This is a genomic window from Parvibaculum sp. (assembly GCF_049672805.1).
Classification (GTDB): domain Bacteria; phylum Pseudomonadota; class Alphaproteobacteria; order Parvibaculales; family Parvibaculaceae; genus Parvibaculum.
Genome location: NZ_JBATWS010000321.1, coordinates 1 through 11,856, shown reverse-complemented (window position 1 = coordinate 11,856; position 11,856 = coordinate 1). Strand labels below are relative to the sequence as shown.

The window sequence follows — 11,856 nt, the reverse complement described above, 5'->3', positions numbered from 1 at the left end:
GCGTGAACTTCTGACGGATAAGGCGGGTGGCGCTCTCAGGCGAGCGCCATCCACCGCCGCATCACACGGCGCGCAAATTCTTCCTGCGCGGAAAGTGAGGCTTCGATCTGTGGTTCGATCAACGCTTCGATTTCCGCCCGGGGGACATCAAGCGATTTCGCCCGCAGGCTGGTCCAGCCATCAAGAATTGGCCGCGTCACTTCCAGATGAAACTGGAAGGCATAGGTCTTGTCGCCGATGCGGAAGGCCTGGTTGGGACAAGTCTCCCGCGTGGAGAGACGGAGAGCACCCTCCGGCAGATCGAATGTATCGCCATGCCAATGCATGGTGCAAAGACCGGGCGCTGCATCTTGAAGCAGGGGATCGCCTGTTGCGGCTTCTTCCCATGTCTGGGGCAGGAAGCCCCATTCCTCTTTCGTCTCCAGCCGCTCCATCATCCGATAGACAGGTGCCCCAAAGGCGCTCGCCACGATCTGCGAGCCTAGGCAGACGCCCATGACGGGCTTTCCCGCATCATGGAATTGCCGCACCAGTCGCTTGCTCTTCTCGATGAAGGGATAGCGATCCGCTTCATAAACGCCCATCACGCCGCCAAGCACGACAAGCGCATCGAACCCGTCCGGGCTTTCGGGCACATCGTGCTCCAAGCCTGTTGTCATGTCGCGGCGGTTCACAGTGTCGATCTGTGTGGCAGCTGCGCCTTGTCGCGTCGCTTCCTCCAGCAACACACCGGGCGGTGAATCGAGCGCATTGACGAGATAGAGAATATGCATCGAACTCTTCTTGTTCAGCTTGCGGGCACGATATGGCTGTCTGCCCGTTCGTTCAGCCTGTTTGTCAGGTCGCGAGTATCCCTGCGGAACTGATCTACAGCAAATGCGAGTGCGAAAACGCGCGACGTTTCGTCCGCCGCCATTTCGTCACTCGCCGGGTTTGCCCGAAATTTCTGAATGGTGGCGTCGAAGCCCTGCAACGCATTGCGAAGCGCCTCGTTCGGTGGCACGGGTCTGCGACGTTCCATCGCTTCTGCAAGCACCAGCAGATGGGCGGAAAGCGCCGGAAACAGCAGGTTGATGGCGGGTGACAGTTCCTGCCTTGCATGATCCGGCCATGCCCCGGCTGTCGCGCGACCGATCAGCAGAAGGTTGGTCCGAAGCCGCCGCACGGTGCGGAGCAGAGGCCCGGTTTCAATATCGGCCGCAAGATGTGCGCTGATTTCCTGCTTCGCTTCCCCGGCCAGCATTTCGGCCTGTGCGCTTGCGCGGCGAATGCGGCGGTTGAGAAGGAGCTTGTCGTCCTTGTCCCCGCCCTCACAGATTGCCTTGCGGTCAATCTCGATCGCCTCGGAAAAGAGCCGCAGCAATTCGGCGAGTTTCTGTGTCAGCGCAAATTCCGCCCGCGCCGGCAGCACGAAAAGCGCCACCGTCGCACCGATGCTGCTGCCAAGCAGGATTTCGAGCACGCGACCTATGGCGGCATCCACAGGATCAAGCGCGCTCTCGCCCACACCGATCAACATGATGGCCGCTGTCATAGGCGCCACCCGAAAGCGTGAACTGACACTCGCCGCATAGGCGAGGGGTGCCAGCGCAATGGCAAGCGCGAGGCCCGCCGCATAGCCATCAAGATGGAGAACCGCAACGCCGAAGCCCACCGCCGCGCCGAGCAATGTACCCGTCAGCCGGTCAAGGGCGGCCGCGAGTGAGCCGCCAACCGTGTTCTGCATGACGACAATGGCGGTGATGACGGCCCAATAGCCCTGTGGAAGAGAGAGCGAGACGGCGAGGAAATAGGAAACAAGCCCCGCCACGGCAACACGAACCGCGTAACGCAGGCCTGAACTTCTTATTGCCGGAATGTAATCCCTGACTTGCTCGATCAACCCTTCACCCTGCTCAGGCGTGGGCGAAACGGTCGCTCGCCCTCACCATCACATCAACAATGCCCGGTTCTGTCGCCGTGTGCCCGGCATCGGGCACAATGTGGAGATCGGCCTCCGGCCATGCTTTTGCAAGCTCCCACGCGGTAAACATTGGCGTCACAACGTCATAGCGCCCCTGGGCGATGACGCCGGGAATGCCTTTCAGCTTGTCCGCATTGCGGATGAGCTGATCCTGCGGCTCGAAAAAGCCCTTGTTCATGAAGTAGTGGCATTCGATCCGCGCGAAGGCGAGGGCGAAATGACCGTCTGCAAAGCGCTTCACACGCTCCGGGTCTGAATAGAGCGAGAGCGTCGTTCCCTCCCAGATGCTCCATGCCCGCGCGCAGGCAAGCCGCTCGGCTTCATTGTCGCCGGTGAGGCGCTTGTAATAGGCGGCCATCAGATTACCACGCTCGGCTTCGGGGATCGGTGCAATGAACTCCTCCCATGCGTCCGGGAAGATCGCGTCCGTGCCTTCCTGATAGAACCAGTGAAGCTCCCGCTCCCGCAGCGTGAAAATGCCCCGCAGGATGATCTCGGTCACGCGGTCGGGATGGGTCTGCGCATAGGCAAGCGACAGGGTGGAGCCCCATGAGCCGCCGCAGAGCTGCCATTTGTCGATACCGAGATGCTCGCGAATGCGCTCCATATCGGCGACCAGGTCCCATGTCGTGTTCTCGCGCAGCTCCGCATGGGGGGTGGATTTCCCGCAGCCCCGCTGATCGAACAGGATGATGCGATAGGCTTCCGGGTTATGCGTCCGGCGCATGGTGGGGTTCGAGCCGCCGCCCGGCCCGCCATGCACGATGATGACGGGCTTGCCCTTCGGATTGCCGCATTCCTCGAAATAGATTGTGTGCAAATCAGATACTTTGAGCGTCCCCGTCCGATAAGGCTCGATCTCGGGGTAAAAGCTGCGGCGGTCGGCGGTGCTGTCGGGCATGATCGGATCCTTGCGGGGGCTGGGCGGTGCGGAATCAACCCATTGAATATGCGATGAAAATTGCGATGGCGGCCAGCCGCGTGAGGCGTAGTTAACTAAATTTTTGTCTTTGGCTCGCCACTACTGATTGACCTTGGGGTCAAGCTGGCTACTATATCTGGGAATGCCGCGCCACCGGGGACACAACCAGCATCGCGGCTCAATCATTTAATGAAGCGCGTTCTGCCTGAAGTACAGGGCAGGAAAGCGGCGAGGGGTTTCCACTCGCCGGGGGATGGCTTTTTGCCTGTGGGGGATGCGGCCCCATGGGCGGATTCGGGGACCGGAACATGCTGAACGATACATCGAAAGCAGTGGATATGAGCGACGTTGAGGCCAGCGTATCGGCAATCATCACGGGTGAGCGGGCTGTTGTCCGCACGCGCAAGGAAGCGCGCCCCCAGGCTGAGCCTGAAATGCCTTTTGGCGACAATGATCAGGCCGTGCAGACGCGCGGGCGCCCCCGTGTGCGGGTGGATCATGGCCGTGACGCCCTGCTGACGGAGTTCGGCAAGGCGACGCTGCGCGACCGCTATCTGATGCCCGGTGAGTCGTATCAGGACATGTTCGCGCGCGTGGCGTCCTACTATGCGGATGACGCAGCCCATGCCCAGCGCCTTTATGACTACATCTCCCGCCTCTGGTTCATGCCGGCAACGCCCGTGCTCTCCAATGGCGGCACGCATCGCGGTCTGCCGATTTCCTGCTTTCTGAACGAGGCGAATGACAGCCTCGAAGGCATTGTCAGTCTCTGGAACGAGAATGTCTGGCTTGCCGCGAAGGGCGGTGGCATCGGCTCCTATTGGGGCAATCTGCGCTCCATCGGCGAAACGGTCGGCGGCGTTGGCAAGACCTCGGGCATCATCCCCTTCATCCGCGTGATGGATTCGCTGACGCTTGCCATCAGCCAGGGCTCGCTGCGCCGTGGCTCGGCGGCGGTCTATCTGCCAATCGACCATCCCGAAATCGAAGAGTTCATGGAAATCCGCCGCCCGACCGGTGGCGACCCGAACCGCAAGGCGCTGAACCTGCATCATGGCGTTCTCGTCTCGGATGCCTTCATGCGCGCCGTCGAGGCCGATGCCGACTGGGCGCTGCTCTCGCCGAAGGACCGTTCCGTTCAGAAAACCGTCTCCGCGCGCTCACTCTGGATTCGCCTTCTCACCGCCCGCATCGAAACGGGCGAGCCCTACATCATCTACAAGGACACGGTGAACAATGCGCGCCCCGAGCATCACAAGCTTGCGGGCCTTGAGGTAAAGACCTCCAACCTCTGCGCCGAAATCACCCTGCCCACAGGCCGCGACCATCTGGGCGAAGAGCGCACGGCTGTCTGCTGCCTTTCCTCGCTCAATCTCGAAACCTTCCTTGAGTGGCAGGATCATCCGACCATCATCGAAGATGTGATGCGCTTCCTCGACAATGTGTTGCAGGACTTCATCGACCGCGCCCCGGACGATATGGCGCGTGCGCGATATGCCGCTGCGCGCGAGCGTTCGGTCGGCCTGGGCGTGATGGGTTTCCACTCCTTCCTTCAGGCCAACATGATCCCCTTTGAGGGCGTGATGGCGAAGGTCTGGAACAAGCGCATGTTCGCCCGCATCAAGGAAGGTGTGGATGCCGCCTCGAAGAAGCTCGCAGAAGAACGCGGCCCCTGCCCGGATGCGGCAGATTACGGTTTCAATGAGCGCTTCTCGAACAAGACCGCGATTGCGCCCACCGCGTCGATCTCGATCATCACGGGCGGCACCTCGCCCGGCATCGAGCCGATTGCCGCCAACAGCTTCACCCACAAGACGCTGTCCGGCTCCTTCAATGTGCGCAACCGCCATCTGACGAAGCTGCTTGAGGAAAAGGGCCGCAATGATGATGAGACATGGTCATCCATCGTTGTGAATGGCGGCTCGGTGCAGCATCTCGATTTCCTGACGGATGAAGAGAAGGATGTCTTCAAGACCGCCTTCGAGCTCGACCAGCGCTGGGTCATCGAACATGCAGGCGACCGCGCGCCGATGATCGATCAGGCGCAGTCGGTCAATCTCTTCCTGCCGGCGGATGTGCATAAGCGCGACCTTCACGGCCTGCACATGATGGCGTGGAAGCATGGCGTGAAGAGCCTCTATTACTGCCGCTCGCTCTCGATCCAGCGGGCAGAAAAAGCCGAAACCGTCTCGCTCGTGCCCTCAAAGAAGCTCGATGTGCTGACACTCGATCAGGTCGCCGCTGAGGCACAGTCCAACGACTACGAAGAATGCCTCGCCTGTCAGTGAGGTGCTGAACAGATGGTCCGGTCGCAAGGCTGGTTCTATCCCCCAATCCTATCGTCATTGCCGGGCTTGACCCGGCAATCCAGAGCGACGGAACTCGAAGAGATGGCTGGATGCCCGGATCAAGTCCGGGCATGACGGAACAGGGGAGGGAAGTGGTATGGAGCTGAAGCAGTACATTTTTCGAGACCTTGATCGAGATTCAGCGTGGCTCGGAGCGCGCGCTCTCTGATCGAATTCGATATTTCTATTCTAGTGTCAGACACCTCAAGCAAAGAGGGAAAAGGTTCTGCGCGGATTAAAGTTGTAACGGTGGATTTCCAGATGGGCGGCTCTGCTGGAGGCTCATCGAAAGCAGAAAGCCAGCAAAGAATTAGGTTCTCCGTACCAGTTTTTTCCAAACGCAGTTCAACGAAAGGTAGTTGTCCCATGTCCCTTCTCGAAGAACGTCTCGTCTACAAGCCCTTCCGCTATCCCTGGGCCTATGATGCGTGGCTCACGCAGCAGCGCATTCACTGGCTGCCGGAGGAAGTGCCGCTTGCCGATGACGTGAAGGACTGGGCGAAGAAGCTCACCGATGCCGAGCGCAATCTTCTCACGCAGATTTTCCGCTTCTTCGTTCAGGCCGACGTGGAAGTGAACAACTGCTACATGAAGCATTATTCGGGCATCTTCAAACCGACTGAAGTGGCCATGATGCTCAGCGCCTTCTCCAACATGGAGACGGTGCATATCTCCGCCTATTCGCATCTCCTCGACACGATCGGCATTCCCGAAGCGGAATACGAAGCCTTCCTCAAATATAAGGAGATGAAGGACAAGTTCGACTACATGCGCAAATGGGGCATGGGGACGAAGGCCGATATCGCCAAGACGCTGGCCGTCTTTGGCGCCTTCACCGAGGGCGTGCAGCTTTTTGCCTCCTTCGCCATCCTCATGAACTTCCCGCGCTTCAACAAGATGAAGGGCATGGGCCAGATCATCACATGGTCGGTGCGCGACGAGACGCTGCACACCAATTCCATCGTGAAGCTCTTCCGCACCTTTGTGGACGAGAACCGGGAAATCTGGACCGACGAGCTTCAGCGCGACATCTACACCGCCTGCGAAACGATGATCCATCACGAGGATGCCTTCATCGACCTCGCCTTTGAAATGGGCGGCGTGGAAGGGCTGACGGCGGGCGAGGTGAAGGATTACATCCGCTACATCGCTGATCGCCGCCTCGTGCAGCTTGGCCTCCAGCCCATCTATCGCATCGGCAAGAACCCGCTTCCCTGGATGGACGAGATGCTGAACGGCATCGAACACGCCAACTTCTTCGAGAACCGGGCGACCGAATATTCCAAGGCCTCGACGCGCGGCACATGGGACGAAGCCTTCGATTGAGGCATCTTGCGAGGGCGGGGCGCGCAAAAGCCCCGTCCCACAGGCATTTTTCGGCAGTTTTTCGCTCCGATGCCCGCCATATATGCACTTATCGCTTGGCCGAATCGTGCGACTCAGTAAAACTTGATGCCGAACTTATCCTAGGGGATTCAAATCATGGCCACTAAACCCGCTGCCAAAAAGGCACCCGCAAAAGCGACCGCTGCCAAGGCACCTGCCGCTGCCAAGAAGACCGCGACTGCGCCGACCATTCCGATGTCGAAGCTGATCGCGGAACTTGCTGAAAAGCACGGCCTGTCCAAGAAGGCAGCGACCGAACTCTTCAGCGACTTCGTTGAGCTGACGGTGAAGAACCTGAAGAAGGGGAACAAGGTTCGCCTCACCGGTCTCGGTATCCTGCAGGTGCGCAAGCGCGCCGCCCGCATGGGCCGTAACCCGGCAACCGGCGAAGCCATCAAGATCAAAGCCTCGAAGAAGGTTGCCTTCCGCGTGGCGAAAGATCTCAAGGAAGCCATCTGAGGCACACCCTCGGACTTCCAGAGTCAGAAGAGCCCGGTATCCGGAAGGATGCCGGGCTTTTTCGTGAAGGGCTGCCGTCATTGCTTTGCCGCTGCTCATGCGGCTCCTCGCAATGACAGAGCTTCCGAAAATCGCCACAAAGCGGAATCAGCATCAGGCCATGCGCATCATCTGCCTTTGCCTTTTCTCGCTGATTGTGGCCCTTCCGGCGGCGGCTGAACCTGTCTGCGCCGCCCGCACCGAAGCCGCCCCCGCGCTTGAGCGTCTGCAGGGCGCGATGGCAGAAGGCCGCTTCATTGCCTATCAGCCGACCGACCTGAAAGTGTGGGATGGCAACCCGACCCGCGCGAGCGAGGCATCAATCCGCGACGATCTCGCCGCCCTCCGCCCGTGGTTCGATGGTCTCATCACCTATGGCGCCCATAGCGGAGGTGAGCTTGTCCCCGCCATTGCGAAGGAGCTTGGCTTCCGCGCTGTCATCATCGGTGTGTGGGACCCGGCAGATGAAGCCGAAGTCGCAAATGCGCTTGCGGCGTGGGCGGAAGCACCGGAGATCGTCGTCGGTCTCTCGCTCGGCAATGAGATGGTCTTTGGCGGGCGTGGCACATGGACGGACTATGCCCGCGCCATCAAAACATTCCGCAAGGACGCACCCGACCTCCCGCTTACCATCACTGAGCCCTTCGCCATCTTCCTTGATGAAGCCGAGGCGGCTTCCGTGCTGCGCGAACTCGATTTCCTCGCGGCGAATATCCACCCGGTTTTCGAGCCGTGGTTTGCAGAGGCGCCTGCGTTCAATCGCGCCGAATTCGTGGTGAAGGCAGGCGAGCGCCTTGCGGCAGAAGCCTTTTGTGGCCCGATCCTCGTGAAAGAGACGGGCATCCCGACCGCGCCTGCGGAAAAAGGCTTCTCGCCGGACGCGCAAAAGGACTTCTACGCCGAACTCGCCCGCCAGCTTGCCCCCTCCCGCCTCATCGCCTTCGCCTATTTCTCCGCCTTTGACGCGCCCTGGCGCGCCTATGACGAAACCCCCGTTCCCGGCGCGCATCCCGAAGAAGCCCATTGGGGCCTCTTCACGGAAACCCGCGCGCCGAAGCCGGTTCTGGAAGCCGTGCCGAAACTGTAGCTGTCAGTGCGAAGAGCCGCGCTCGCAATGACGCTCAGCGCGCCTGCTCGTCCAGCGGCACGCTTGCGGCGGCCTTCTTGAAGGCGGGGCGGGCCGAAAGCCGCTCATAATATTTCACGACATTCGGGAAGGGATCGAGGCTCACAAAGCCCTTCGCCAGATGCACGCTGTAGCCGACATTCGTGTCCACCGTGCTGAAGCCGCTTTTCAGCAGATAGTCGCGATCCGCCAGATGCCGGTCCACCACTTCGAGAGATTTTTCGAGGCGGCGGGATTCGAGCTTTTGCACCACGGGCGAGCGCTCTTCTCGCGCGATAAAAACCTTCTGTTGCACAAGGCTCGCCCCATGCACGGCCATCGTCTCGGCATAATGGAGCCAGATCAGCCATTCGGTCCGCTCCGGATGCCCCGCGGGCCGGTGGAACTTTCCTTCCCTGTCGTAATTCTCGCCGAGATATTGCGCGATAGCGCCTGACTCGAACACCGCCTGCCCGTTATCTACAAGACAGGGGACCCGCCCGAGTGGCGAGATCGAGAGATATTCCGGCGTGCGCAAGCCTTCCATGCTGAAGGTCAGTTCCTTCAGTTCGAAGTCGATCCCCATTTCATGGAGCAACCAGAGCGAGCGCATCGAGCGCGAGCCATTGCAGTGATAAAGCGTGAGCATGAAGTCTCCCCGAATGTCATTTTGTGCAGACGGTAGAGCATTTTCCGCGAAAATGCAGGGGCTTGCCGCCGCCGCTTGCTCCGTGCGCCCCAACCGCTAAACTGCGCGCGCTCATGGTGCTCCGGCGGCAAGGCCGGGGTTAAAAGGGAACGCGACAGCGCTGATGGTGCGAAACGCGGCTGCCCCCGCAACTGTAAGCGGCGAGCCTCTTTCTTGTTTGCCACTGCCCATGCGGGCGGGAAGGCGGAAAGAGGCGATGAACCGCGTAGCCAGGAAACCTGCCATGGGCTGTCGTCCTTCTCCGGGCCGGGGTGCGCCGGGAGAATGCGGGTGTCCCGCGAGACGACATCAATGTTGATGCGTGGCGCGAGACGAAAATGAGACTTCTGCCTCTGTCCATCCTGCTGGGAGCGATCTGCTGGGCTTTTGCCGCCGCAGCGGAAGCGCCGCGCAGCATCGTTTCGATCAATCTGTGCTCCGACATCTATGCGGCTGATATTGCGGCGCCCGGCACGCTGAAGTCGGTCTTCCGCCTCGGTCAGGATGCGGCAGATTCCCCCGTTGCGGAAAAGCTCCGCGGCCTGCCGCGAAACGATGCCCGCATCGAGGAAATATTGCCCTTCGCGCCAGACCTTGTGCTTGCGCATGAATGGACCTCGCCCTTCACACTCGATCTGCTTCACCGGGTAAATATTCCCTTTGTGCTGGTGAAGGACTCGCGAAGTTTCGAGGATATTCGCGCCAACATCCGCCTCGTTGCGAAAGCTTTGGGTCGTGAGGCGCGGGGCGCGGAAATCGTTGCGGCGTTTGATGCCGAACTGGAAAAGGCCCGGCGGAACGCAGCCAACGGACCGACCGCCATTCTCTATCAGGACATGGGAAGTGCCGCGACGCCCGACTCCGTGCTTGGCCGCATCCTCACCCTGACAGGCTTTCGCAATGTCATCGCGCATGAAAATCCGGTCGGGCTCGTCTATCCGGGCATCGAAGATGTCATCGCCTTCCGCCCGCAACTGATCGCGCTGGGCATATACAGGCCAAACGAACCATCACTTGCAGGCGCATTGCTGGCGCACCCCGCGCTCCATCTCTATCGCAAGCGCCATGCCGAGAAACTGGACCTCCCCGCCGGTGACTGGACATGCAACACGCATTACGTCGCAAGGACGGCAGCACTTCTTGCCGCCACCCATGATGACATCATGGCACGCCGCGCCCTCGCATCCACCGATCAGGAGCGCGCGCAATGAGGAGGGGAGAACTTGCGCCCTGGGTAGTGAATGTCGTGCTTGCCGTGCTGGCAACGGCGCTGTTTGCCGCCTCCATCTATATTGGCCGTGGCGGTGAGCTGCTTGCCGAAAAATTCGCGATCATGTCGGAAACAGACCGCGATATTGCGGCCCTTGTTTTTAGTGAGGTCCGCCTGCCGCGTGCGCTGCTTGGCCTTCTCACCGGTGCAACGCTCGGCCTTTCCGGCGCTGTGCTGCAGGGCCTGTTGCGCAACCCGCTTGCGGAGCCGGGGCTTATCGGCGTTTCAGGCGGCGCGGCACTCGGTGCTGTCCTCATTTTCTATTCCGGCGCAGCTGCGGGCAGCGTGATGCTGATACCGACAGGCGGTGTGCTGGGCGCACTGGCAACCCTTGCCATTCTCTATCTGCTTGCGGGACGCAATCCCTCCATCGTCACCATCATTCTCGCGGGTGTCGCGCTGTCGGCCTTCACCGGCGCACTCACCTCGCTCGCGCTCAACCTGTCGCCGAACCCCTATGCGGCGCTTGAGATTGTGTTCTGGATGCTCGGCTCACTGACGGATCGCAGCATGATGCAGGTCTGGTTCGTCCTGCCTTTCATGGGGCTGGGCTGGCTGCTCGCTGCCTCCACCGCCCGGGCGCTGGACGCGCTGGCACTGGGGGAAGAGACGGCGGCAACACTCGGCTTCTCCATGCGCTCTGTCACGCTGCGCGCCATTCTGGGCACGGGTCTTGCTGTCGGCGCTGCCGTCTCTGTTACCGGCGTCATCGGTTTCGTCGGCCTCGTCGTGCCGCATCTCATGCGCCCGCTTGTCGGCCAGCGCCCCGCCTCTTTGCTTCTGCCGTCGGCGCTTGGCGGTGCGGCACTGGTCCTTGCCGCTGATCTGGTCGTGCGCCTGCCGCTCAACGGGCCGGAACTCAAGATCGGTGTGGTGACGGCACTTCTCGGTGCGCCCTTCTTTCTCTGGCTCGTGCTGCGCACGCGACGGGAGAATGCGTGATGCGCCTCGTCGTCGATCAACTCTCGGCGTCGCTCGCGAAAACGCGCATCGTTCGCGATGTCTCTTTCGAGGCGGAAGGCGCGCAGTTCATCGGGCTGATCGGGCCAAATGGCGTCGGCAAGACAACATTGCTCCGGGCCATTGCGGGCCTCATCCCCTTTCAGGGAAGCGTCACGCTGGATGGCACCTCTCTCGCGGAACTGTCTCCCCGCTCGCGGGCCCGCGCCATTGCCTATCTCGCGCAAGGGGCGGGAAGTCATTGGCCGCTTGAAGTCTCGCGCCTTGTTGCGCTGGGCCGCCTGCCGCATCTCGCGCCCTTTCGCCGTCCGGGGCCGGAGGATGAAGCGGCCATCGCGCGCGCGCTTCAGCTTGCAGGCGCGGAAGCCTTCGTCGGGCGCGATGTTCTCGCCCTTTCGGGCGGCGAGAGGGGGCGTGTCCTGCTCGCCCGCGCGCTGGCGGTCGAAGCGCCGCTTTTGCTGGTGGATGAGCCTGTGGCCGCGCTGGACCCCTATCACCAGATCCGCATCATGGAAGTGCTCCGCGCCTATGCGGACAAGGGGCGCACGGTGATCGCCGTGCTCCATGATCTGACGCTCGCCGCGCGCCACTGTGACCGGCTCCTGCTGCTTGATGGTGGACGGATCAAGGCCGATGGCGCGCCGGGTGCTGTGCTGACGTCGCAAAATATCCGCGAGACCTATCGCGTCGAGGCGGTGATCGGCGAGGGTGAAGAG

Annotated in this window: 11 protein-coding genes and 1 riboswitch; of the genes, 7 read left to right on the top strand and 4 right to left on the bottom strand. The window is 61.1% G+C overall.

The genetic code is table 11. The annotated features are described in order from the left end of the window. Positions 1-35: 35 nt before the first annotated feature. The 3 genes from WBF74_RS10205 to pip are packed head-to-tail and all read right to left on the bottom strand — an operon-like array spanning position 36 to position 2,864. Positions 36-773 carry a type 1 glutamine amidotransferase gene (locus WBF74_RS10205; protein ID WP_424439089.1) on the bottom strand — a complete coding sequence of 246 codons (738 nt, stop codon included), beginning with the start codon at positions 771-773 and terminating at the stop codon, positions 36-38. 14 nt (positions 774-787) lie between these two features. Then, entirely contained in the window at positions 788-1,882 is a 1,095-nt protein-coding gene (locus WBF74_RS10200) for an FUSC family protein (protein WP_424439086.1), read from the bottom strand. A gap of 13 nt (positions 1,883-1,895) precedes the next feature. After that, positions 1,896-2,864 (bottom strand): prolyl aminopeptidase, encoded by a 969-nt coding sequence (gene pip / locus WBF74_RS10195; RefSeq protein ID WP_424439083.1) that lies wholly within the window; start codon positions 2,862-2,864, stop codon positions 1,896-1,898. A 305-nt stretch (positions 2,865-3,169) separates the two neighbouring features. On the opposite strand from pip, the gene WBF74_RS10190 reads away from it, so the two are divergent. From WBF74_RS10190 to WBF74_RS10175, 4 genes are all read left to right on the top strand, one after another. Continuing rightward, positions 3,170-5,173, top strand: a complete 2,004-nt coding sequence (locus WBF74_RS10190; RefSeq protein ID WP_424439080.1) for a ribonucleoside-diphosphate reductase subunit alpha — start codon at positions 3,170-3,172, stop codon at positions 5,171-5,173. A 426-nt stretch (positions 5,174-5,599) separates the two neighbouring features. Further along, the gene (locus tag WBF74_RS10185) at positions 5,600-6,559 is read left to right on the top strand and encodes a ribonucleotide-diphosphate reductase subunit beta (protein WP_424439077.1); all 960 of its coding nucleotides are present in this window, start codon (positions 5,600-5,602) and stop codon (positions 6,557-6,559) included. 156 nt (positions 6,560-6,715) lie between these two features. Then, positions 6,716-7,078, top strand: coding sequence for an HU family DNA-binding protein (locus WBF74_RS10180; RefSeq protein WP_424439074.1), 363 nt, complete (start codon positions 6,716-6,718; stop codon positions 7,076-7,078). 112 nt (positions 7,079-7,190) lie between these two features. After that, positions 7,191-8,204, top strand: a complete 1,014-nt coding sequence (locus tag WBF74_RS10175) for a hypothetical protein (RefSeq protein WP_424439072.1) — start codon at positions 7,191-7,193, stop codon at positions 8,202-8,204. 34 nt (positions 8,205-8,238) lie between these two features. Here WBF74_RS10175 and WBF74_RS10170 read toward each other — a convergent pair whose 3' ends face one another. Next, entirely contained in the window at positions 8,239-8,871 is a 633-nt protein-coding gene (locus WBF74_RS10170; RefSeq protein ID WP_424439070.1) for a glutathione S-transferase family protein, read from the bottom strand. Between the two features lie 97 nt (positions 8,872-8,968). After that, a riboswitch (cobalamin riboswitch) is annotated at positions 8,969-9,171 on the top strand. A 77-nt stretch (positions 9,172-9,248) separates the two neighbouring features. Here WBF74_RS10170 and WBF74_RS10165 point away from each other — a divergent pair. The 3 genes from WBF74_RS10165 to WBF74_RS10155 form a co-directional block, all read left to right on the top strand. Next, positions 9,249-10,121 (top strand): ABC transporter substrate-binding protein, encoded by an 873-nt coding sequence (locus tag WBF74_RS10165; protein ID WP_424439068.1) that lies wholly within the window; start codon positions 9,249-9,251, stop codon positions 10,119-10,121. Continuing rightward, positions 10,118-11,122 carry a FecCD family ABC transporter permease gene (locus WBF74_RS10160; protein WP_424439065.1) on the top strand — a complete coding sequence of 335 codons (1,005 nt, stop codon included), beginning with the start codon at positions 10,118-10,120 and terminating at the stop codon, positions 11,120-11,122. Before WBF74_RS10165 ends, WBF74_RS10160 begins: the two co-directional genes overlap by 4 nt. Further along, positions 11,122-11,856, top strand: a 735-nt coding sequence (locus tag WBF74_RS10155) for an ABC transporter ATP-binding protein (protein ID WP_424439092.1), incomplete at its 3' end; no start/stop codon positions are given. The genes WBF74_RS10160 and WBF74_RS10155, both read left to right, overlap by 1 nt.

Excerpts from the sequence above, each read along its gene's own strand:
- WBF74_RS10205 (WP_424439089.1), bottom strand. The coding sequence starts at position 773 with ATGCATATTCTCTATCTCGTCAATGCGCTCGATTCACCGCCCGGTGTG.
- pip (WP_424439083.1), bottom strand. The coding sequence starts at position 2,864 with ATGCCCGACAGCACCGCCGACCGCCGCAGCTTTTACCCCGAGATCGAG.
- WBF74_RS10190 (WP_424439080.1), top strand. The coding sequence starts at position 3,170 with ATGGGCGGATTCGGGGACCGGAACATGCTGAACGATACATCGAAAGCA.
- WBF74_RS10185 (WP_424439077.1), top strand. The coding sequence starts at position 5,600 with ATGTCCCTTCTCGAAGAACGTCTCGTCTACAAGCCCTTCCGCTATCCC.
- WBF74_RS10180 (WP_424439074.1), top strand. The coding sequence starts at position 6,716 with ATGGCCACTAAACCCGCTGCCAAAAAGGCACCCGCAAAAGCGACCGCT.
- WBF74_RS10175 (WP_424439072.1), top strand. The coding sequence starts at position 7,191 with ATGACAGAGCTTCCGAAAATCGCCACAAAGCGGAATCAGCATCAGGCC.
- WBF74_RS10170 (WP_424439070.1), bottom strand. The coding sequence starts at position 8,871 with ATGCTCACGCTTTATCACTGCAATGGCTCGCGCTCGATGCGCTCGCTC.
- WBF74_RS10165 (WP_424439068.1), top strand. The coding sequence starts at position 9,249 with ATGAGACTTCTGCCTCTGTCCATCCTGCTGGGAGCGATCTGCTGGGCT.
- WBF74_RS10160 (WP_424439065.1), top strand. The coding sequence starts at position 10,118 with ATGAGGAGGGGAGAACTTGCGCCCTGGGTAGTGAATGTCGTGCTTGCC.